Raw genomic sequence first — 23,200 nt, 5'->3', positions numbered from 1 at the left:
GCGATTATGCAGCTGCTGGACGAACTGGCCGACCTCGCCGATGGTGACCTGACCACCTCGGCAACGGTAACCGAGGCCTTTACCGGTGCGATCGCCGACTCCATCAACTACACCATTGACCAGCTGCGGGTTCTGGTAAGCCGAATCAACGGCGCGGCTCAGGAAGTATCCTCCCTGTCCCAGGAAACCCAGCAGACCGCCCTGCACCTGGCCGAGGCCTCCGAGCACCAGGCCCAGGAAATTGCCGGCGCCTCCGCGGCGGTTAACGAGATGGCCGTGACCATTGACCAGGTATCTGCCAACGCCGCCGAATCTGCCCAGGTAGCGGAGCGCTCGGTACAGATCGCGAGTAACGGTGCCAAGGTGGTACAGAACACCATCAAGGGCATGGATACCATTCGCGAGCAGATTCAGGACACCTCCAAGCGAATCAAGCGACTGGGTGAATCTTCCCAGGAGATTGGTGACATCGTAAGCCTGATTAACGACATTGCCGACCAGACCAACATTCTGGCACTTAACGCCGCGATCCAGGCCTCTATGGCCGGTGATGCAGGCCGAGGCTTCGCGGTGGTTGCGGACGAGGTACAGCGCCTCGCAGAACGTTCCGCCGCAGCAACCAAGCAGATTGAAGGCCTGGTAAAAGCGATTCAGTCGGACACCAACGAAGCGGTGGTATCGATGGAATCCACCACCACCGAGGTGGTGCGCGGTGCACGCCTGGCGCAGGACGCGGGTGTTGCCCTGGAAGAGATCGAAACGGTATCCACCAACCTCGCATCCTTGATTCAGAACATCTCCAACGCGGCGCGCCAGCAGGCCTCGTCCGCGGGTCACATTTCCAACACGATGAACGTGATTCAGGAAATTACCTCGCAGACCTCTGCCGGTACCCAGGCTACCGCCCAGTCCATTGGTAACCTGGCCCAGACCGCATCCGCGCTGCGTGATTCCGTTGCCGGCTTCAAACTGCCGAGTGAAGATGACGTCGAGAGTGAAAGCGAATTTTATGACGGCGACCTCGCGGACCTGTCTGAAGAGTTCCCGATGCTTGAGGACGAAACCGCCGAGGCAGCGCTCTCTGAAGAACAGCTCTCGGAACTCTCGGAACAAGAGCGCGAAGAGCGGGCCCTGGCCTGATACACCGCAGATACCGATAACGATAATGCGGGCGCTCCGGCGGTTATCGGTCGCCGGAGCGTGAAGCAGCAGGCGGTGGCATTTTTACCGCCTGCCAGCGAGCAAACTGAATTACCGAGGACTTGCCGTGAGTCGCGACAATCCCAATTTTGTAGCCCTGGATTGGCTGATAGGCGAAATCAACGAGACGTTGGCGCAGGCGCGCCAGCAACTGGAAACTTTTGCCTCGGATTCCTCATCACTTGATGTCGCCGACGAATCGTCAGCCGCGCTGCTGAAAAACTGTCTCGGCCTGATTCACCAGGTACACGGTAGCCTGCATATGGCAGAGCTCACCGGCGCTGCCATGCTGGCGGAAGAAATGGAGCAGCTGGTGCAGGCACTGGCCAGCGGCGAAGTGGAAAACAGCGATGAGACGCGTGAATTCCTGATGCGCGCGCTGCTCGAATTGCCGCTGTACCTGGAAAAAATCGCCTTCCAGCGCCGCGACAATGCGGTTCTGCTGCTGCCTCTGCTGAATGACCTGCGCGCAGTACGCCGCGAGCGCCTGATTACCGAAGGCGCCCTGTTTTCCCCGGATCTGTCCGCGCTGGAACAGTTCTCCGGCAGCCGCCAACCGCTACTGAACAACCCCGCCAAGCTGAAAGAGCTGGTGGAAAAACTGCGCAAGATGTACCACGTTGCCGCAGCCTCCCTGATCCGCGATGTGAACAGCGGTGAGAGCCTCGCCTACCTGGCAAAAGTCTGCGAGAAAATGACACTGCTCTACAGTGGCAGTCCGCGTCAGCACCTGTGGGAAATTCTGCTCGGCCTGCTCGAGGGCATCGCCGACCACCGGGTGACGGTAATGCCCGCTTTGCGACAGCTGCTGCGTCGCATCGATGTGGAATTCCGCCTGTTGCAGGGGCAGGGCGCGCGTGTGCTCGAACTGCGCCTGGACCGCGACCTGGTCCGCAACCTGCTGTTTTACGTCTATCTGTGTGGCCCCAACGGAACCCGAGCCGAATCCCTTTACCAGAAATATGCGCTCGATCGCGCCGTGCCCGGCACGCCGCGTCCGGATACCGAGGATGCGCTGGCGATGGGACCGGAGGCCATGGGTACCGCGGTAAATGCACTGCGCGAAGAACTCGCCAGTGTGCGCGAGACACTGGACCCCACTGTAGCCAACAGTGAACGTCCGGCGCTGGCGGATACCGCCGTGGTTGCCAAGCGCATCGCCGATACCCTGGGCGTGCTGGGGCTGGAAAACCAGCGCACCCGCGCGCGCAGTATCTACGAATACCTGCGCGATGCCTCCCGCAGTGCAGATCCCGACGAACTGTTGATGCAGGCCGCGTCCGAGCTGGTACAGCTGGATTCCGGGCTTGCCGCCAGTATTGAGCGCGACAAGAAAGTCGATAGTGAATCGCCGCTGATGGGCGAGGCCACCGACCAGGTTCTGCGCGAAGCGCGCATCGGTCTCGAAACCGTCAAGGAAGCCGTGGTTGAGTATATTGCCAGCCACTGGGACACCGGACATCTCACTACCGTGCCCAAGCGACTGCAGGAAGTCTGCGGCGGTCTGGATATGGTGGGCTATCGCCGCGCCGGTGAGATTGTCGGCGCGTGTAAAAGTTACATTGAAGAGCGCCTGATCAGCGCCGGTGACCAGCCGGATTGGAAGCTGCTGGACACCCTCGCGGATGCAGTGACCAGTGTCGAGTACTATCTCGAACGCCGTGCCGACGGCATTGAAGATGCCGACATGCTGCTGGCGCTGGCGGAAGAGAGTGTCGCCACCCTGGGTTATTCCGTTTCCGGCGATGACCGCGCTGAGCCCAGCGTGGCCGATGCGGTTGCGGATTTGCAATCCCCGGAAGAGGCACTGTCACAAGAGGCACCTTCCCAAACAGCGGCGGAGCCCGCGGCCGGTGACTTTGCGCTGGACCTTGACCTGGAAGAGGACCTGAAAGAGGACCTGGAGAGCGCGCTGTCTGCATCCGACATCGATGCCGATGCCGACGCGGAAGACTCCCGCGTGCTGGATGAATTCGCAACCGAGGCAGATTCCAGCGCCGACGCGGTGCAGCCGCCGGCAGACGTTGCTGCAGATGCGCCGGAACTTAACCCAAGTTCTACCGAGACGGCAGCAGAAGAGCCGAGCCTGATCGACGAAAGCTGGTTTACCAGTGAAGCTGCTGTTGAGGCGCCGCTCACCGAAAGCGCCCGCGCCGGGAGCGGCGCGCTGGTTGATGAAACGGCGCCCGCAGCGGAGCCGCCAGCGGCAGAGGCCGAAGCTGAAGCTGAAGCGCCCGTGCAAGCTGCCGCACCGGCCGCCGTGTTCGACGAGGATGATGACGATGCGAGCATCATCGACGACGAAATTATCGAGATCTTCCTCGAAGAAGCGGAAGAAGTACTGGAAACCATCAGCCACAACTTCCCGATCTGGGCGAATAATTTCGCCGACAAAGACGCACTGACCGAATTCCGCCGCGGCTTCCACACCCTGAAGGGTTCCGGTCGCATGGTGGAGGCATTGGCGGTGGGCGAGCTGTCGTGGGCAGTGGAAAACATGCTCAACCGGGTGATTGACGAAACCGTCTCCCCGGTACGCGCCCACGCCGCGTTGATTGAACTGGTACTGGCGAAACTGCCGTCGATGATCGAAGGCTTCCGCACCCAGAGCGGCGATCCGGATCCGGCGCGCACCGCGGAGCTGGAAACCTGGGCCGGGCAGCTGGCCCGGGGTGAAGTGCCGCAGGAGATACAGCAGACGACTGCCGCCGGTACGTCAAGCACAGCTCCGGAACAAACTGCGCCAGTGCCCGAAGAGGACGCTGACGATGGCAATGCACAGCTGTGGGAAATTTTTGCCCAAGAGGCGGAAACCCACCTCGCGGTGGTGGCAGAGTTCCTCGATGAAATGGAACGGGCGGCGCCGCTGTATGGCATTCCCTCTGACCCGCTGCACCGGGCGCTGCATACCCTGAAGGGGTCCGCGCATATGGCAGAGGTGGCGGCCGTTGCAGAACTGGTGGCCCCGCTGGAGCGTTTCGTCAAAGAGCTGCGCACCTACCAGGTAACCATCGACAGCGATATTTTCGACCTCCTCAGCGATGCGGCGACCTACGTGAAGTCGGTGCTGGAGCAGATTTACCGCCGCGAACCGCTATATATCGAGCGCGCGGAACAGTTTGTGGCGCGCGTCGCCGAACTGCAGGAGCGCGCCGTCGGCCACCTGATTCGCGAGCGCGAGGCCAACGAACCGAAAGCTGTGGATCCACAGCTGCTCGCGGTCATCATGGCGGACGGCATGAAGGTGCTGCTGGATGCGGACCAGATGTTGGGCCAGTGGCGCGCGCGCCCGGGCGACAGGTCCATCCTGCTGCCGGTGGCGGAAGAACTGGATGTGCTGCAGCAGGCTGCCGGTCAGGCACAGTTGCCCACGCTGCAGGAGCTGGCACAGCTGCTGCTGGCGGTGTACCAGCAGGTTATTGACGGTCACCTGGAAGAGGAGCCGGCACTCTGGGCGGCGCTCGAACAGGGGCACAATGAGCTGCTGGACCTGGTAGACGCGGTTGCCGCGGCCCAGGACCTGCCGGAGGTGAGCCAGGTGGTGGGCGAGGCCCTGCGCACCCTTGCGCAGGGAGACGACAGCGAGGAAGAGGACGATTTCGATCTCTCCGCCTACGGTATCGACAGCGAGGATTACGCCCTGCCGCAGGTCGAGGCGGTAGAGCAGAGCGTGGAAAGTGACGAGTCCGAGCTTGCGCCGGCGGCGCCGGAACAGGAGTCTGGCGACGACCAGTTTGCGGATTTGAGTTTCGACGACCTGGTAAATGCCGAGCAGGCACGAGACGGCGAACCGGAAATAGACAGCCTGGATATCCAGCTGGACGGCGACCTGGACGACTCTGCGGAGGCGCTGAGCGCGGGCGTCTCCAGTGCCAGCTGGTCGACCCTGGAGTCCGGTGTCGAGGATATCGACCTCGGCACTGTTGAAGAGGTAGCCGCAGAATCTGCGGAAACCGCGGCCATCGAGCTCGAGGCAATTTCTGGCGACGACCAGGAAGCGGTTGAGCTGGACGATACCCAGTGGCTTGAAGCCGCACTGGATGTGGCCGGCGCAGACCTCCCGGAAACGGCAGAGTTTGCGACAGAGGTAGAAGTTGCGGAAACCGCAGCGCCGCAAGACACCGCGGTGGCACCGGGAGAAAGCACTTCCGGTGATCGCCAGCAGGCGCTGCTGGCGGATATCGACCCGGATGTGGTCGAGGTATTCCTGGAGGAGGCCGGCGACCTGGTAGACGAGCTGGAAGAGCTGATCCAGGCCTGGGAGCAGGACCCCGCCGACAAAACCCCTGCAGAAGCACTCAAGCGTGTGCTGCATACCTTCAAGGGTGGCGCCCGTATGGGGGCGCTGATGGGTCTGGGTGAAGTGGCGCACCGCTTCGAAACCGTAATCGAGAACATGCAGAGCGGCAGCACGCCGTCTGCGAGCTTTTTTGCTGACGCCCACGGAATTTACGACCGCCTCGCCGCAGGTGTGGAAATCGTGCGCGCCTGGATGGGTGGCGAGCAGCTGCAGGAATTCTGCGCACTGCTGGAAACCAGCTGGGCAGACGGGCATGTGAACGAAACTGCAGATTCAGTGGAATCCGGCGCGGAAGGTGCCGAAGCGACGTCCGCTTCGGATATTGCGGGCAACGACAGTGCTGATGACGCCGTTGCTGAAGCCGAAAGCGCTGCAGCGGATACACCGGCCGACGAAGCCATCGCCCCCACGGAAATTTTGCCGGCGCCGGCGGCACCTTCGAGCAACGTGCTGCCCTTTGTACGCAAGGGCAAGGGCGTCAACGAGCGCGACGGCGGCCAGCCGCGCAACCAGCCGCAGGAAATGGTGCGGGTGGCATCGGAACTGCTGGAAGAGCTGGTAAACCTTGCCGGTGAGACCTCAATTTCCCGCGGCCGCCTGGAAGAACAGGTTTCCGAGTTCGGCCTCGCCCTGGACGAGATGGATTCCACCCTGAGCCGCCTCAACGAACAGCTGCGGCGCCTGGACAAGGAAACCGAAGCCCAGATCCTGTTCCGTCAGGAGCAGCTGGCGGAGCAGGATGGCGATTTCGACCCGCTGGAAATGGACCGCTATTCGTCCATTCAGCAGCTGTCGCGCTCGCTGCTGGAATCCACTTCCGACTTGCTGGAACTGCGCCAGACCCTGGGCAATAAAACCCGGGATACGGAAACCCTGTTGCTGCAACAGTCGCGGGTAAACACCGAATTGCAGGAAGGCCTGATGCGCAGCCGTATGGTGCCATTCTCGCGGCTGGTACCGCGCTTGCGGCGTATCGTGCGGCAGGTCAGCGCCGAACTCGGCAAACAGGTTGATCTGGTGTTCTCCAACGTGGAGGGCGAGCTGGACCGGTCCATGCTCGAGCGTATGGTCGCACCCCTGGAGCACATGCTGCGCAACGCGGTGGACCACGGTATCGAGTTGCCCGAAAAGCGTAGCGCTGCGGGCAAACCGGAGCGCGGTCGCATCGCGGTCGCGGTCGCGCGCGAGGGCAGTGAGGTAGTGCTCACCATCGGCGATGACGGTGGCGGTATCGACCTGATGCGTGTGCGCGAAAAGGCGATCGAAAGCGGCCTGATGCGCGCGGATGCGGAACTGTCCAACAACGAAATCATGCAGTTCATCCTGCAGGCGGGCTTCAGTACCGCGGACAAGGTTACCCAGATTTCCGGCCGCGGTGTGGGTATGGACGTGGTGTCCGCAGAGATCAAGCAGATCGGCGGCAGCGTCGCGATCAGCTCGCAGCTGGGTGAAGGCACCGAGTTTGTAGTGCGCCTGCCGTTCACCGTATCCGTGAACCGCGCCCTGATGGTGAAAGTGGGCGACGATGTGTTCGCGCTGCCACTGAATACCATCGAAGGTATCGTGCGCCTGAGCCCCTTCGAGCTGGAGCACTACTACCGCGCCCCGGAAGCGCGGTTCGAATACGCCGGCGAACCCTACGAGGTGAATTATTTCGGCAACCTGCTGCAGTCCAACGCGCAACCGAAGCTGAATGTGGAAGACATGCAGCTGCCGGTACTGCTGGTGCGTTCCGACAATACCGCCATGGCACTGCAGGTGGATGCGATCATGGGCAGCCGCGAAATCGTGGTGAAAAGTCTGGGGCCGCAATTTGCCAGTGTGCAGGGGGTTTCCGGGGCCACCGTAACCGGTGACGGTACCGTGGTGGTGATCCTCGATGCCCACGCACTGCTGCGCAAACATTCCGCGCTGCTGGCGCGACCGGAAGCGCCGCTGCTGCAGCAGCCGCAAGAGATTGCGACCCGTGAAGAGCCGGAAGTACAGAAGCAGGTCATGGTCGTGGATGACTCGGTAACGGTACGCAAGGTGACCACTCGCTTCCTGGAGCGGGAGGGGTACAGTGTGACCACCGCCAAAGACGGCCAGGACGCAATCATCCAGCTGCAGGATGTGATGCCCGATGTGATCCTGCTGGATATCGAAATGCCGCGTATGGACGGCTTTGAGGTCGCGCGGCACATCCGCTCCAGCAACCGCTTGCGGGATATTCCGATCATCATGATCACATCCCGAACCGGTAAGAAGCACCGCGATCACGCGCTGTCACTGGGGGTAAACCACTACCTGGGTAAGCCGTATCAGGAAGAAGTACTGCTGTCGGCGATTCACGAATATACCGAGGCAGAGGCCGTGCACTGAGCAGGGTCCAGCATATGCAACCCGCCCCGTAGGGGCGGACTGACCAAGGCCGCAGGTGCGGCGGAGACTAGATCGAGATGAGCGGAGTAGACGCCCTGCCCACAACCGAGATCCCGCAGGAACTCAGCAGCCTGCTGCTGCCGCTGTCGGATGGCCAGCTGCTGGTACCGGTGGACACACTGTCGGAAATCATCGCCCTGCAGAGCCCGGTATCCGCATTTGATGCGCCTGACTGGTATATGGGTGAGCTTCACTGGCGCGAGCTGCGGCTGCCCCTGGTATCGTTCGAGGTGATGCGCGGCAATCCGATGCCGGTGTTGCGCAGTAACTGTCGGATTGCCGTGCTGAGCAGTGGCAATGCCGAGGGTGATCTGCCGTTTTTTGCGCTGGTGCTGCAGGGAACGCCGCGACTGGTGCGGGTGACGCCGCAGGAGCTGGCGGCACAGGGGGGAGAATGTGCCCTGGGCGAATTGATGCATGTGGCCCTGTCCGGGGAGGAAGCGGTGATTCCGGACCTGGGCGCGCTGGAGGAGGCTTGCCTGGCGTACCGCAGCCGCCGCTGAACCCCGCGGGTGCCGGCTCTGGCAATTGCCGGTGCGCAAACAAAAGCATAACCCAACAAAAAAGGCGCCACCCCTCGGGGTGGCGCCTTTTTTGTTACCAGGTGCGGGCGCGGTCTGTGGTGCGGCGCCTCGCTGAGATCAGAACAGTTCTTCCGGCAGTGCCTCCTGGGCCTGCTCATTCTCACTCGGGGTATCGGCGGCACCGTTGGAATAGATCGACGGGTAGTTGCCGTAAGTGGCGCGCCCGGGGATGCGGTTGGCGCGGAAGATCTCGAAGATGCCTCCGCGGGAGGTGCGCAGGCCGGTGCGCGGGTCAATGCGCATGGTGACGATGCCGTCCGGTTGCGGCAGGTGGCGCTCGGGCAGCCCTGCCAGTGCAGTATTCATGAAGTCGATCCAGATAGGCAGCGCCGCGGAACCACCGTACTCGGTTTTGCCGAGTTCGGAGTTGGAGTCGAACCCGACCCACACGCTGGTTGCCAGGTGGGGGCTGTAACCGGAGAACCAGGCATCGCGCGGTCCGTTGGTGGTACCGGTTTTACCGGCAATGTCACCGCGTTTCATCGCCAGCGCCTTGCGACCGGTACCCTTCTTGATCACGTCCTTCAACATCGAGTCCATGATGTAGGCGGTTTCCGCGGAAATGGCCCGGGGTGCGCGCGGGCGCGCCTGTTCGCCGGCATGCAGCGGGGCCACCGGTAGCGTGCGCAGTTCCAGCGGCTCTTCTTCCTCGGATACCGCCACTGCCTCGTGCTGTACCGCTGCGAGGTCGATCGGCTCCGCCTGCGGCTGGACCTCGCTGCCCACCTCCGGGCAATCCCGGCATACCGTCAGCGGCAGGGCTTTGTAGACCACCTCCCCGTTTACATCCATTACCTGGTCCACCAGATAGGGTTCGACGCGGAATCCGCCGTTGGCAAACGCGGCATAGCCGCGGGCGATTTCCAGCGGCGTCAGCGCCGAGCTACCCAGGGCAATAGTGAGGTTGCGTGCCAGCTTGCTGCGGTCGAAACCGAAGTTCTCGACGAAATCCAGCGCATAGTCGATACCCAGTGCCTGCAGCAGGCGGATGGATACCAGGTTCTTGGACAGGTACAGCGCCTGCCGCAGCCGGATGGGGCCGAGGAAGTCACCGCTGGAGTTTTCCGGGCGCCAGACATCCTTGAGGTTGGTTTCCTCGAAGATGATCGGGGCGTCATTGATGATACTGGCGGCGGTGTAGCCCTTCTCGATTGCCGAGGAATAGATAAACGGCTTGAAGTTGGAGCCGGGTTGGCGCGCGGCCTGGGTAACCCGGTTGAAGTGGCTCTGTTGGAAGTCGTAGCCGCCGACCAGGGCGCGGATGGCGCCATCCTCCGGTGCCAGGGACACCAGCGCACTCTGGGCTGCCGGGACCTGGGTCAGGTGCCACTCTTCGCGGGCCTGGGGTACCGGGAGCTCCTCTTGCTGCGCAGCGAGTTCCGACGGATCCGCGAACGGGTCCCGCTCCTCTGCGCCGCCGGATTCAGCCGCTTGTTCCTGTTGCTGTGCCAGCTCGGCGGCGACTTCATCCGCCGACACCAGTACCCGGCGCAGGCGGATGACGTCGCCGGGCGCGAACATCTCTTCGGCGCTCTGCAGGCGCGCGCCGCGGGCGTTTTCGGAGATGTAGGGGCGAATGTCACCGAGGCCGTGTTCCCAGGGGATTTCCACCACGCGGCGATCCCGCAACTGCACGCTGAGACTCTGGGGGGCAACCGCGGTCACAACTGCCGGCTCGAGCCCGCCGAGAACGGGGATTTCGTGCAGCAGGTCCACCAGCTGGTCGCTGTCCGACAGCAGCTCGGGGTCCAGGCGTTGCTCCGGGCCGCGGTAGCCGTGGCGGCTGTCGTAGGTTTCAAGCCCCTTTTGCAGGGCCTCGCGCGCGCTGTCCTGCAGGCGGCTGTCGACGGTGGTGATCACCTGGTAGCCATCGGTATAGGCGGCATCCCCGAACAGGTCCACCGCTTCCTTGCGCGCCATCTCCGCCACGTAGGGCGCATTCAGGTCGAGGTCGCGGCCGTGGTAACGCGCCGTGACCGGTGCGGTGATGGAGTTCTTGTAATCGTCCTGGTCGATATACCCCAGGTCCAGCATGCGTTTGAGGATCCAGTTGCGGCGCACCAGTGCCCGCGAAGGGTTGGCAATCGGGTTATAGGTGGAGGGGGCTTTCGGCAGGCCCGCCATCATTGCCCACTGAGCCAGGCTCAGCTCGTTGATGTCCTTGCCGTAGTACACGTGGGCCGCGGCCTGGAAGCCGTAGGCGCGGTTGCCGAGGAAGATTTTGTTGATATACAGGGCGAGAATCTCGTCCTTGCTGAGTTCCTGCTCGATTTGCAGCGACAGCAGGATCTCATTGAATTTGCGGATAAAGCGCTGCTCGCGGCTCAGGAAAAAATTCCGCGCCACCTGCATGGTCAGGGTGCTGCCGCCGGACTGGATGGAGCCGCTGGCCACCAGCTGGCGCGCAGCCCGCATCAGGCCCTTGATGGAGACACCGCTGTGGGAGTAGAAAGAGTCGTCCTCTGCGGCCAGGATCGCCTTGATGAACATGTCCGGGGTCTGCTCGATGGTGATCGGGCTGCGCCGCTTCTCGCCGAACTCGCCGATCAGCTTCATATCCGCCGAGTAGATCCGCAGCGGGGTCTGCAGGCGCACGTCCCGCAGGGTCTCGACCGACGGCAGCCCGGGCTTGAGGTACATATAGATGCTGGAAAACGCCATGGCGCCGGCGGCGGCCCCGGCGAAGGCAAGCCACAGCAGTGACAGCAGGCGATTGCGGGCTTTGAGAGTCATGAAGGTGCTTCTGTCTACGTCTTGATCAATTTTGTCGGCATTGTTCGACAATTATACGAATAATGTGCACTGATACCTATGCAAAAGGCGGTTGCGGCGGTAATTTAAAGTGCTATACCATGAATATTCCATAACCCACGGAAAAGATAAGAAAAATGGGGATGCTCCCTTTTCTCAGCAAGGGCCCTAAAGCCATGCTTGGGCTCGATATTAGCTCCACCTCGGTAAAGTTGCTTGAACTGAGTCGCAGTGGCGACAAATACCGCGTGGAAAGCTATGCGACAGAGCCTCTACCCCCGAATGCGGTAGTGGATAAAAATATCAACGATATCGCCGCCACCGCGGAAGCCATCCGCAAGGTGATACGGCGCTCCAAGACCCGATTGCGCCAGGCCGCCGTGGCCGTTTCCGGCTCGGCGGTCATTACCAAGACCCTGGATATGCCGGCAGACTTGTCGGACGACGCGCTCGAGGCCCAGATTGCGCTGGAGGCGGATCAGTACATCCCCTACCCCCTGGACGAGGTAAACCTGGACTTTGAGGTGCAGGGGCCGTCGGAGAAGGGCGAAGGGCAGGTGGAGGTGCTGCTGGCGGCGTGCCGCAGCGAAAATGTCGAGCAGCGGGTGTCCGCGCTGACCGAGGCGGAGCTTCAACCCGGGGTTGTGGATGTGGAAGCTTACGCCATCGAGCGCGCATATACCCTGCTGGACAGTCAGTTTCCGGCACAGGAGCAGCTGGTAGTGGCGGTGATCGACATCGGTGCCACCATGAGTGCCCTGTCGGTGATGGTGGACGGACGCACGGTCTACACCCGCGAGCAGCTGTTTGGCGGGCGCCAGCTTACCGACGAGATCCAGCGTCGCTACGGCCTGTCCGCAGAAGAGGCCACCCTGGCCAAGCGTCAGGGCGGCAGTGGCCTCCCCGACGATTACTATCCCGAGGTCCTCGAGCCCTTCCGCGATGCGGTGGTGCAGCAGGTCACCCGCTCCCTGCAGTTCTTCTATTCCTCCACTTCCTACAGCGATGTCGATTACATCCTGCTGGGCGGTGGCGTTGCGGCGATGGAAGGGCTGGCGGAACTGGTGGGCGAAAAGCTGAACAAGCCGGCGATGGTGGCCAACCCCTTCCTCAATATGAGCGTGGCTTCCCGGGTCAACAGTCAGGCGCTGGCCAACGAGGCGCCATCGCTGATGATTGCCGCAGGTCTGGCAATGCGCGAGCGGGAGTTCTAAGACATGGCAAAAATCAACCTACTCCCCTGGCGCCAGGAATACCGGGCGCAGAAGCAGAAAGAATTCCAGCAGGTTGCCGCGCTGGTGGTGGTTGCCGCGGGCTTCTCCGTATTTATGTGGATGAAGACCGTCGATGCGCAGATCGCCAACCAGAACGAGCGCAACCAGATTCTGCAGACCGAGATCACCGCGCTGAACAAGCAGGTCAAAGAGATCAAGGACCTGAAGAAGCGCCGTCAGGAGCTGATCGACCGCATGCGGGTGATTCAGGAGCTGCAAGGCAACCGGCCACTGGCGGTGCGCTATTTCGACGAGATGGTGCGCTCGGCACCGGAAGGGCTGTGGCTGAACAACCTGAAGCGCAGCGGGAAAATATTGCATATTTCCGGGGTGGCGGAGTCTAATAATCGCGTATCCTCGTTTATGCGCAGCCTGGACCAGTCCGAATGGTTTGAGTCACCCAACCTCACCGGGGTTACCGCCAAACCGGAGTTTGGCGAGCAGGCAAGTGCGTTTGAAATGACGGTGAACGTCAGCAAGCGCAAAAAAGAAGATCAGCAAGACGCTGACGACACCAACGGGGGAGCGTGATCGTGGCTCTGGAAGATACCCTCAAACAGCTCAATGAGCTGGATATCAGTGATATCGACTTCTCCCGCGTGGGCGTCTGGCCCGTGGCCGGGCGAATCGCACTGCTGGTGATTATCTCTGCGGTGTTGATCGGCGGTGGCTACTTCTTCCTGGTAAAGGACCGCTACACCGAGCTGGAGATCGCGGCCAATAAAGAGCGCGAACTGTTTGGCCAGTTCGAACGCAAGTCCTTCGAGGCGGCGAACCTGGAAGCCTACCGCGAGCAGCTGGCGGAAATGGAAGAAACCTTCGGTGCACTGCTCAAGCAGTTGCCAAAAGACACCGAAGTTCCGGGCCTGCTGGAAGATATCGATGAATTCGGTCGCGGCAGCGGCCTCACCATTCAGAAAGTCGCGCTGGAGGATGAACAGGTTGGTGAGTTCTACGTAGAGCTGCCGATCCGGATCGAGGTCCAGGGTGGCTATCACGAGTTCGGAGCCTTTATCAGCGGTGTCGCTGGTATGCCGCGTATCGTGACCCTGCATGATTTCGAGATCCAGACCAGTAAGGATGGCGCAGCGCTACTCAACATGGTGGTGAATGCCAAGACCTATCGCTACAAGGATCAGGGAGAAGAAGGATGAAAAAATACTTCGCTCTGACAGTGGCACTGCTGTCCCTGGCGGGTTGCAGCCTGGATGGCAACCACAGTGATTTGCGTCAGAAAATGGCGGAAGTGAAGCACAAGCCGAAGGGGCAGATCGAGCCCATTCCCACGTTCACTCCCTACAGCCCTTATGTCTACAGCGCGGCTGCACTGCGCAGTCCGTTTATCCGCCCGGTGCTGGAAGCAGACCAGCGCCTGGTCGGCCGCAAACTGGATGTGGCGCCGGATATGAACCGCCAGCGGGAACTGCTGGAGCGCTATCCGTTCGATGCCCTGTCCATGGTGGGCACGCTGTCCCGGAGCGGGCAGTTATGGGCGCTGATCAACGATGGTGAAGGGGGTATTCACCGGATCACCGTCGGCAACTACATGGGTAAAAACTACGGGCGTGTGGTCAACGCCTCATCAACACAACTTGATGTACTGGAAATTGTGCCGGATGGCACCGGCGGCTGGATCGAACGGCCGCGGGCACTGACTTTGGAAGAGAAGGAAAACTAAAAAATGATCACCACGCAACTCGCCAAAGGTTTGGCGCGCGTCGCTGCAGTATTGCCGCGTGCAAAAGCGCTGCTGCTAAGCGTGATGTTATTGCCGCTGCCGGCACTGGCCAGCCAGTTGAATGACATCCAGTTTTCCGAATTGCCGGGCAGCCGCCTGCAGTTGCGCCTCACTTTCAGTGACGTGCCGCCGGAACCCACCGGCTACACCATCGAGCAGCCGGCGCGGATCGTGATGGATTTTGCCGGCGTTGAAAGTGTGTTGCCGCAGAAAAAATATGCCCTGGATATCGGTGCGGCACGCAGCGCAGTGATTGTGTCCAGTGAAGATCGCACCCGGCTGATCCTGAACCTGGACGAGCTGCCGGTTTACACCAGTGAACGCGTTGGCAACCAGGTGGTGCTGGAAGTGGGCGCGGATACCGCAGCCACCGCCGCGGTAGCGGCGGCGCCGGTGCATACCAGCACCAACATCGGTGGCAATGCGCAGTTCAAGGCTGCGGGTAGTGTGGCGATCAATAACGTGGATTTCCGTCGCGGCGAAGGCGGTGAAGGCAAGGTTATCGTGAGCCTCACCGACCCGGCGGTAAATATCGATGTGGAGCGCACCAAGGGCAAAATCGTCCTGACCTTCCTCGGTGCCGAGCTGCCGCCGTCCCTGCGCCAGCGCCTGGATGTGACCGATTTCGCCACTCCGGTAAACGCCATTACCGTGGACTACGACGGTCGCAACACCGTGATCTCCGTGGACCCGCACGATGGCGACTACGATTACCTGGCCTACCAGGCGGACACCGAGTACGTGCTCAGCGTCAAGCCGATGACCGTGGCCCAGGTGCGCGAGAAAGAAAAAGAATTCCAGTTCAGCGGTGAAAAACTGTCGCTGAATTTCCAGGACATCGAGGTGCGTTCGGTACTGCAGCTAATTGCGGACTTTACCGACCTCAACCTGGTAGCCAGCGATACCGTACAGGGCCGCATCACCCTGCGACTCGACGGTGTGCCCTGGGACCAGGCGCTGGAGCTGATCCTCAAGGCCAAGGGCCTGGACAAGCGCCAGGAAGGCAACGTGATCATGGTGGCGCCGGCGGCAGAGATTGCCGAGCGCGAGCGCCGCGAGCTGGAAACCCGCAAGCAGCTGGAAGAGCTGGCGCCGCTGCGCACCGAATATATCCAGATCCGCTACGCGGATGCCCGCGAGCTATTTACCCTGTTTGCAGGGCAGCAGGGCGGCCAGGGTGGTGGCTTCAACCAGGGCAACTTTGCCGGCGGCCAGGACGATGAGCAAAATCGCAGCATTCTGTCCTCCCGCGGCAGTGCCATCGTCGATGAGCGCACCAATACCATTATCCTGACGGATACCGAAGAAAAAATTGCCCAGTTCCGCGACCTGATCAGTGCCATCGATATCCCGATCCGGCAGGTGATGATCGAAGCGCGTATCGTCACCGCCAATACCGATTTCCTGCGGGATCTGGGTGTGCAGTGGAACTACACCGAAGACCACAATATCGACGATGACAAGATCGGTATCGGCTCCGGCAGCCAGGATGCCTTCTTTGTGGAAGGTGACGGCAATGGCCCGGATGTGAGTGCGCCGGAAAGCTTCCACGATCCGCTGCTGGTCGACCTGGGTCTTTCCAGCTCTGCGGGCAGTGTGGCCTACGCCATCCTGAAGGACAATTTCTACCTGGGCCTCGAGCTTTCCGCACTGGAAGACGTGGGCAAGGCGGAAATCGTGTCCCAGCCCAAGGTGGTGACCGGCGACAAGCAGGAAGCCAGCATCCGTTCCGGTGTGGAAATCCCCTACCTGGAAGCGACTTCCTCCGGTGCCGCATCCGTGACCTTCAAGGAGGCCGTGCTGCTGCTGAATGTAACCCCGCAGATCACGCCGGATGACAACATCATCATGAACCTGAACATCGACCAGAACAGCGTCGGTGAGCTGTTCACCAACGTGATTACCGGTGCGCAGATTCCGGCGATCAATGTGAACTCGCTGCAGACCAAGGTGCTGGTACGCAACGGTGAGACTATTGTGCTCGGCGGTATTTTTGAGGCGCAAACCCTGGAGGGTGAGACCAAGGTGCCGTTCCTGGGCGACATTCCGTTCCTGGGGCACCTGTTCAAGCGCACCAGCCGCAGTGAAGACAAGCGCGAGCTGCTGATCTTTATCACTCCGCGGATCATGCAAGACGAGTTCATGCCCTTCACCAAGTGATCACCCAGCCCATTTTTCTGGTCGGCCCCATGGGGGCCGGCAAATCTACTATCGGTAAGTTACTGGCAGCCCAACTGGGGCTGCCTTTTGCCGATTCCGACAAGGTGCTCGAAGAGCGCACCGGTGCCGATATTCCCTGGATTTTTGATGTCGAGGGGGAACAGGGTTTTCGCCGGCGCGAGCATGCGGTGTTAGAGGATCTCTGTGTCGGTGAGCCGCAGGTGATTGCTACCGGCGGTGGTATCGTGCTGCTGCCCGAAAATCGTCAGCTGCTTATCGCCAACGGCCTGGTGGTATACCTGTGCGCCAGTCTGGATCAACTGGTGGAGCGCACCTCGAAAAACAGCAATCGCCCGCTGTTACAGGTTGCGGACCCGCGGGAAAAGCTGCGGGAAATTATCGTGCAGCGGGAGCCGCTGTATCGCGAGGTGGCCGACCTGGTGTGCGATACCGACGACTGTACCCCGAAACAGGCCGCCCAACTGGTGGCCGACCAGTTGTTGGCCAGCGCCCTTTCCTGACGGTCTGTCCACTTCAATTGCCGCCTTCCCTGTGCTTTTCTGCCCCTGCGGGTTGTTTGGGGCAAAGGTGGCCGTGCGCCTGTTGGCCCTGTGGTAAAGTGCCGCTTCTGCTTCTGCTTCTACTGGTGCGAGTAAGGGAGTCGCCATGCACAGTCTCAATGTGGATCTGGGAGAGCGCAGCTACCCCATCCTGATCGGTCCCGGCCTGCTGAAAGAGCCGCAACATCTCCAGTCATATATCCGCGGTCGCCAGGTGCTCGTTGTTACCAATGAGACGATTGCGCCCCTGTATCTCGAGCAGATTCTGCAAAGTCTGCAGGGGGTCGACAAGGTGGACAGCATCCAGCTCCCCGACGGCGAGGCATTCAAGACCCTGGACACGGTCAACCGCATTTTCGATGCCCTGTTGCAGCACCGTCATGATCGCAGTACCACCGTCGTCGCACTGGGGGGCGGTGTCGTGGGTGATATGAGTGGTTTTGCCGCCGCCTGCTACCAGCGCGGTGTTGACTTCGTGCAGGTGCCGACAACCCTGCTGTCACAGGTGGATTCCTCGGTGGGTGGCAAGACCGGCGTCAATCACCCCCTGGGCAAGAACATGATCGGCGCTTTTTACCAGCCGCAACTGGTGCTGATTGATATCAATACCCTGTCGACATTGCCGGATCGCGAACTCTCCGCAGGTATTGCGGAGGTAATCAAGTACGGCATGATCTGCGACGCACCCTTTATGGACTGGCTGGAGGCCAACATCGATCGCCTGCTGGCGCGGGATCCCGAGGCGCTGGCCTACGCGGTGGAGCGGAGCTGCGCGGACAAGGCCGCTGTGGTCGCGGAAGACGAGCGGGAATCCGGGCGCCGCGCCATTCTCAATTTCGGGCACACCTTTGGCCACGCCATCGAAGCGGTGCAGGGTTATGGCAACTGGCTACACGGTGAGGCGGTTGCCGCGGGTATGGTGATGGCTGCAGAGCTCTCCCGGTTGCGGGGCTGGATTTCGGCGTCGGATGTTGCGCGCCTTAGAGACCTGTTGACTAAAGCCAACCTGCCTCAGCAGTCACCGAAAGATATGGCGGTGGAAGACTATATGCAGGCGATGTCTGTGGATAAGAAAGTGCAGGACGGCAGGTTGCGTCTGGTTCTCTTGCGGGAAGTGGGCGATGCGCAGATAGTGGCGGATACACCAAGGGAATTGCTGATAGAAGCGCTGCACAATTGCGGTGTCGGATGATGAATTAGCTCACACCGGGAGCAGCTGAGGATTTTTTGACAAAAGTGGCGGGAAATAGAAGATAAATCGGTCAAAAGTTGTGTCAACAGCGAAAAAGTCTGTCGATTCTTGCAATTGCAGGGGGGCACGAGTAATATTGCGCGCCCCCTCGGTGAAAGCCGGGGTCGTGAGCCGATAATAAAAAACGCAGGCGCGTGAAAACCGCGCAAAAACAAAGCCCCGCAAGCGGGCTTTTTTTGTCACTGGGATACGGAAAATTCAGTGAAATCTGCGGCGTCTTCGGCTCGAATATAGATAAATATACCCCTGGGGCGGCCTGCGGGCTGTGAACTGAGCGGCACTCACGCAGCTCGGTGAATTTTGGGGTAGCGATAACACTTTGAGGAATTCTATGGGTAGCGGTCTGTATCGGTTGGATGAGTTCAAAGATAACTGTGGTTTTGGTCTGATTGCCCACCTGAAGGGCCAGACCAGTCACAAGTTACTGCAGACAGCGATTGAATCGCTGACCTGCATGACTCACCGCGGTGGTATTGCCGCCGATGGCAAAACCGGGGACGGCTGTGGCCTGTTGCTGCAGAAGCCGGACGCCTTCCTGCGCAAGGCGGCGAAGCAGGCCTTCAATGGCGAGCTGACCGATACCTATGCCGTGGGCTCCATCATGCTGCCGCTGGAAGAAGTGGAAGCCGCTAAAGCGCGCAACATTCTGCAGGCAGAAGTCGAGGCCCAGGGCCTGAAGGTCGCCGGCTGGCGCACCGTACCCACCAATGAAGACTGCCTGGGGCCGATTGCCCGTGAATCCCTGCCGCGCTTTGAACAGTTGCTGATCAACGATGCCGATCAGCCCCTCGGTGAGCAGAAGTTCAATGCCCGCCTGTATGTGATCCGTCGCAAGGCCGAGCAGCAGCTGAGTGAAGGTTGCTATATCGCCAGTCTTTCCACCGCGGTACTGTCCTACAAGGGGCTGATGATGCCCGCGGACCTGCCGAAGTTTTTCCCGGACCTGGCGGACGAGTCCCTGGAAACCGCAATTTGCGTATTCCACCAGCGCTTTTCCACCAACACCATGCCGCGCTGGCCACTGGCGCAGCCGTTCCGCATGCTGGCCCACAACGGTGAAATCAACACCATCACCGGCAACCGCAACTGGTCCGTGGCGCGCACGCCAAAGTTCAATACCGAGCTGCTGCCGGAACTCAACGAGCTGGCGCCGCTGGTAAACCGCACCGGTTCTGACTCCTCCAGCCTCGACAACATGCTCGAGCTGCTGATGGCCGGTGGCATGGACATGCACCGCGCCATCCGCATGCTGGTCCCGCCGGCGTGGCAGAACGTGGACACCATGGACTCCGAGCTGCGCGCGTTTTACGAGTACAACTCCATGCACATGGAGCCCTGGGACGGCCCCGCCGGTCTGGTGCTGACCGACGGCCGCTACGCGGTGTGCACCCTGGATCGCAACGGCCTGCGTCCGTCCCGTTGGGTAATTACCAAGGACGATCTGATCACGGTTGCCTCTGAAGTGGGCACTTACCAGTACGACCCCGCCGACGTGGTGGCCAAGGGCCGTCTCGGCCCGGGCCAGATCCTGTCCGTGGACACCGTAAAGGGCGAGCTGCGCCACACTGCGGACGTGGACAACGAGCTGAAAAAGGCCCACCCGTACAAGCAGTGGCTGAAGGAAAAGGCCCGCCGTATCCGCTCCACCCTGGTGACTGCACCGGTGGACAACAATTTTTCTTTCGAGCAGTTCAAGGTCTACCAGAAACTGTTCAGCTCCTCGTTGGAAGAGCGCGACCAGGTGGTGCGCCCGCTGGCCGAGTCCGGCCAGGAGGCCGTGGGCTCGATGGGCGACGACACCCCGATGGCGGTGCTGTCCCGCGGCAACCGCTGCCTGTACGACTATTTCCGCCAGCAGTTTGCCCAGGTGACCAACCCGCCTATCGACCCGTTGCGGGAAACCATCGTGATGTCCCTGGAAACCTGCCTGGGACGTGAAAAATCCGTGTTCGAGGAAACCGTGGAGCACGCGGATCGCGTTATCCTGTCGTCACCGGTGCTTTCGCATATCAAGTACTCCGCACTGCTGGACCTGGGGAGGGAAGAGTTCACCGCCAAGGTGTTCGACCTGAATTACGATCCGGCGCAGCTGGACCTCAAGGGTGCGATCGAGAAACTGTGCAGCGATGTCGCGGACTCCGTGCGCAAGGACGGTACCGCGATCGTGGTGCTTTCCGACCGCGCGATCGCGGACGGCAAACTGCCGATCGACGCACTGCTGGCCACCGGCGCGGTGCACCACCACCTGGTACACGCCGGCCTGCGCTGTGATTCCAACATCGTGGTGGATACCGCCACCGCGCGCGACTCCCACCAGCTGGCGTGTCTGATCGGTGTCGGTGCCACCGCGGTGCACCCGTATTTCTCCTACAGCATCATCAATCACCTGATCGAAACCGGTGAGCTGTTGCTGGATGCCGCTACCGCGCAGAAAAATTACCGCAATGGCATCATCAAGGGCCTGCTGAAGATCCTGTCGAAGATGGGTATCTCCACCATCGCCTCCTACCGCGGCGCGTTGCTGTTTGAACTGGTGGGCCTGTCCCAGGATGTGATTGATCTGTGCTTCCCGGAAGCTCCGGCGCGGGTAACCGGTGCCGGCTTCAAGGAGCTGGAAGACGATATGCGCACGCGCGCGCAACTGGCGTGGAAGCCGCGCAAGAAAGTTTCTCCCGGCGGCTTGCACAAGTTTGTCTACGGCGAGGAGTACCACGCGTTCAATCCGGACGTGGTCAAGGCGTTGCAACAGGCGGTGCGCAGTGGCGATTACGGTGCCTGGCGGGATTACGCCGCGCTGGTAAACCAGCGCCCGGTAGCGACTCTGCGCGACCTATTGTCAGTGAAAAAAGACGTGCAACCGGTTCCGGTGGAAGAAGTGGAACCGGTGGAAAATATTCTGCGCCGCTTCGATTCCGCGGCCATGTCCCTCGGCGCGCTGTCGCCGGAGGCCCACGAATCCCTCGCCCAGGCCATGAACCGCCTCGGCGGCCGCTCCAACAGCGGTGAGGGCGGTGAAGACCCGGCCCGCTTCGGCACCGACAAGGTGTCCAAGATCAAGCAGATTGCCTCCGGCCGCTTCGGTGTGACCCCGCACTACCTGGTCAACGCCGAGGTGCTGCAGATCAAGGTTGCCCAGGGCGCCAAGCCCGGCGAGGGCGGCCAGCTGCCCGGCGGCAAGGTGAACGAACTGATCGCGCGCCTGCGCTACTCGGTACCCGGCGTGACCCTGATCTCGCCGCCGCCGCACCACGACATCTATTCGATCGAAGACCTGGCGCAGCTGATCTACGACCTCAAGCAGGTCAACCCGGATGCGCTGGTATCGGTGAAGCTGGTATCCCGCCCCGGCGTCGGCACCATTGCCGCCGGTGTGGCCAAGGCCTATGCGGACCTGATCACCATCTCCGGCTACGACGGCGGTACCGCCGCGAGCCCGATTACCTCCATCCGCTACGCTGGTTCCCCCTGGGAACTGGGCCTGGCGGAAACCCACCAGACCCTGCGCGCCAACGACCTGCGCGGCAAGGTGCGGGTACAGACCGATGGCGGTCTGAAGAGCGGCCTCGACGTGATCAAGGCGGCCATCCTCGGTGCCGAGAGCTTCGGCTTCGGTACCGCGCCGATGGTCGCACTGGGCTGTAAGTACCTGCGTATCTGTCACCTGAACAACTGCGCCACCGGTGTCGCCACCCAGAACAAGGACCTGCGCGACGAGCACTACATCGGTACCGTGGAAATGGCGATGAACTTCTTCAAGTTCGTGGCCGAAGAGGTGCGCGAGTGGATGGCGGGCCTCGGTGTGCGCTCCCTCGACGAGCTGGTGGGTCGCGTGGACCTGCTGCAAGTGCTGGAAGGCGAGACCGACAAGCAGAAAACCCTGGATCTGTCGCCGCTGCTGTACACCGATGCGCTGCTGGAAAGCAAACCGCAGACCTGTCAGCAGCCGAAGAACGAACCCTGGGACAAGGGCCTGTTGGCGGAGCAGATGGTTGAGGACATCCTGCCGGCTATCGAAAACCTGCAGGGCGGTGAGTATCGCTACAAGCTCACCAACTGCGACCGCTCCATCGGCGCGCGCCTGTCCGGCGAAATTGCCAGACGCCACGGCAACCAGGGCATGGTGGATGCGCCGGTCAAGCTGCGCCTGACCGGTGTTGCCGGGCAGTCTTTCGGTGTGTGGAACGCCGGTGGCCTGGAGATGTACCTGGAAGGCGATGCCAACGATTACGTGGGTAAAGGCATGGCCGGCGGCAAGCTGGTGATCCGTCCGCCCCAGGGCAGCAGCTTCAAGTCCGAGGAAACCAGCATCGTCGGCAATACCTGCCTGTACGGTGCCACCGGCGGCAAGCTGTTCGCCTCCGGCTGTGCCGGCGAGCGCTTCGGCGTGCGCAACTCCGGTGCCTTTGCGGTAGTGGAGGGCGCGGGTGATCACTGCTGTGAATACATGACCGGCGGCATGATCGCGGTACTGGGCAAGACCGGGGTCAACTTCGGTGCCGGCATGACCGGCGGCTTCGCCTATGTGCTGGATATGGATCGCGATTTCTTCGACAAGTGCAACCACGAGCTGATCGAGCTGCGCCGTATCAGCAGCGAGTCGCTGGAGGAATACCAGAGCCACCTGCGCGAGGTGATCGAAGAGTTTGTCGCCGAGACCGGCAGTGCCTGGGGCGAGGAGTTGCTGGACAACCTGGACGACTACCTGAACAAATTCTGGTTGGTGAAGCCGAAGGCCGCCAGCCTCGCCGGACTGCTGTCCGATGTACGCAAGCGCGGCGAATAAGGGGGATTAACTTATGTCACAGCGTCTCAACAACGATTTTCAGTTTGTCGACGTGGGCCGAGTGGACCCCGCCAAGAAAGACATCATTACCCGCACCAACCAGTTTGTGGAAATCTACCAGCCGTTCAGTGAGCGGCAGGTGGCCAGCCAGGCGCACCGCTGCCTGGACTGCGGCAA

At 61.3% G+C, this 23,200-nt stretch carries 12 protein-coding genes and 1 pseudogene; 12 read left to right on the top strand and 1 reads right to left on the bottom strand.

Annotated features, from left to right (window positions below; all coding sequences use genetic code 11):
- The 3 genes from QZ511_RS11685 to QZ511_RS11675 form a co-directional block, all read left to right on the top strand.
- Positions 1–1,140, top strand: a 1,140-nt coding sequence (locus QZ511_RS11685) for a methyl-accepting chemotaxis protein (RefSeq protein WP_295802549.1), incomplete at its 5' end; no start/stop codon positions are given.
- Positions 1,141–1,267: 127 nt separating this feature from the next.
- A complete protein-coding gene (locus QZ511_RS11680) occupies positions 1,268–7,861 on the top strand; it encodes an Hpt domain-containing protein (RefSeq protein WP_295802548.1) in 6,594 nt (2,197 codons plus the stop codon).
- A gap of 77 nt (positions 7,862–7,938) precedes the next feature.
- Positions 7,939–8,424 carry a chemotaxis protein CheW gene (locus QZ511_RS11675; RefSeq protein WP_295802546.1) on the top strand — a complete coding sequence of 162 codons (486 nt, stop codon included), beginning with the start codon at positions 7,939–7,941 and terminating at the stop codon, positions 8,422–8,424.
- Between the two features lie 138 nt (positions 8,425–8,562).
- Here QZ511_RS11675 and QZ511_RS11670 read toward each other — a convergent pair whose 3' ends face one another.
- Positions 8,563–11,238 (bottom strand): penicillin-binding protein 1A, encoded by a 2,676-nt coding sequence (locus tag QZ511_RS11670; protein ID WP_295802544.1) that lies wholly within the window; start codon positions 11,236–11,238, stop codon positions 8,563–8,565.
- A 155-nt stretch (positions 11,239–11,393) separates the two neighbouring features.
- On the opposite strand from QZ511_RS11670, the gene QZ511_RS11665 reads away from it, so the two are divergent.
- The 9 genes and pseudogenes from QZ511_RS11665 to QZ511_RS11625 all read left to right on the top strand — a co-directional run.
- Entirely contained in the window at positions 11,394–12,470 is a 1,077-nt protein-coding gene (locus QZ511_RS11665) for a pilus assembly protein PilM (protein WP_295802542.1), read from the top strand.
- A 3-nt stretch (positions 12,471–12,473) separates the two neighbouring features.
- Entirely contained in the window at positions 12,474–13,061 is a 588-nt protein-coding gene (locus tag QZ511_RS11660) for a PilN domain-containing protein (RefSeq protein WP_295802541.1), read from the top strand.
- A 2-nt stretch (positions 13,062–13,063) separates the two neighbouring features.
- Positions 13,064–13,684 carry a type 4a pilus biogenesis protein PilO gene (gene pilO / locus QZ511_RS11655; RefSeq protein ID WP_295802539.1) on the top strand — a complete coding sequence of 207 codons (621 nt, stop codon included), beginning with the start codon at positions 13,064–13,066 and terminating at the stop codon, positions 13,682–13,684.
- Positions 13,681–14,208, top strand: a complete 528-nt coding sequence (locus QZ511_RS11650) for a pilus assembly protein PilP (protein ID WP_295802538.1) — start codon at positions 13,681–13,683, stop codon at positions 14,206–14,208. The genes pilO and QZ511_RS11650 overlap by 4 nt, the downstream gene beginning before the upstream one ends.
- A 3-nt stretch (positions 14,209–14,211) precedes the next feature.
- Entirely contained in the window at positions 14,212–16,428 is a 2,217-nt protein-coding gene (locus tag QZ511_RS11645) for a type IV pilus secretin PilQ family protein (RefSeq protein WP_295802537.1), read from the top strand.
- A complete protein-coding gene (aroK, locus tag QZ511_RS11640; RefSeq protein ID WP_295802551.1) occupies positions 16,428–16,949 on the top strand; it encodes a shikimate kinase AroK in 522 nt (173 codons plus the stop codon). The genes QZ511_RS11645 and aroK overlap by 1 nt, the downstream gene beginning before the upstream one ends.
- Positions 16,950–17,094: 145 nt before the next feature.
- On the top strand, positions 17,095–18,180 hold the full coding sequence (gene aroB / locus QZ511_RS11635; RefSeq protein WP_295802536.1) for a 3-dehydroquinate synthase: 1,086 nt from the start codon (positions 17,095–17,097) through the stop codon (positions 18,178–18,180).
- 391 nt (positions 18,181–18,571) lie between these two features.
- Positions 18,572–23,023: a glutamate synthase large subunit gene (gene gltB / locus QZ511_RS11630; RefSeq protein WP_295802534.1), complete on the top strand. Its 4,452-nt coding sequence runs from the start codon at positions 18,572–18,574 to the stop codon at positions 23,021–23,023.
- 13 nt (positions 23,024–23,036) lie between these two features.
- Positions 23,037–23,200: pseudogene (locus QZ511_RS11625) on the top strand (glutamate synthase small subunit); the annotation flags it as partial.

The sequence above is a fragment of the uncultured Microbulbifer sp. genome, from assembly GCF_913055755.1.
In the GTDB taxonomy this organism is placed as follows: Bacteria; Pseudomonadota; Gammaproteobacteria; order Pseudomonadales; family Cellvibrionaceae; genus Microbulbifer.
Note: the sequence above shows the minus strand (reverse complement) of the source record. Positions and strands in the feature narration are given on the sequence as shown.

Excerpts from the sequence above, each read along its gene's own strand:
- QZ511_RS11645 (WP_295802537.1), top strand. The coding sequence starts at position 14,212 with ATGATCACCACGCAACTCGCCAAAGGTTTGGCGCGCGTCGCTGCAGTA.
- QZ511_RS11675 (WP_295802546.1), top strand. The coding sequence starts at position 7,939 with ATGAGCGGAGTAGACGCCCTGCCCACAACCGAGATCCCGCAGGAACTC.
- gltB (WP_295802534.1), top strand. The coding sequence starts at position 18,572 with ATGGGTAGCGGTCTGTATCGGTTGGATGAGTTCAAAGATAACTGTGGT.
- QZ511_RS11660 (WP_295802541.1), top strand. The coding sequence starts at position 12,474 with ATGGCAAAAATCAACCTACTCCCCTGGCGCCAGGAATACCGGGCGCAG.
- QZ511_RS11665 (WP_295802542.1), top strand. The coding sequence starts at position 11,394 with ATGGGGATGCTCCCTTTTCTCAGCAAGGGCCCTAAAGCCATGCTTGGG.
- QZ511_RS11650 (WP_295802538.1), top strand. The coding sequence starts at position 13,681 with ATGAAAAAATACTTCGCTCTGACAGTGGCACTGCTGTCCCTGGCGGGT.
- QZ511_RS11670 (WP_295802544.1), bottom strand. The coding sequence starts at position 11,238 with ATGACTCTCAAAGCCCGCAATCGCCTGCTGTCACTGCTGTGGCTTGCC.
- aroB (WP_295802536.1), top strand. The coding sequence starts at position 17,095 with ATGCACAGTCTCAATGTGGATCTGGGAGAGCGCAGCTACCCCATCCTG.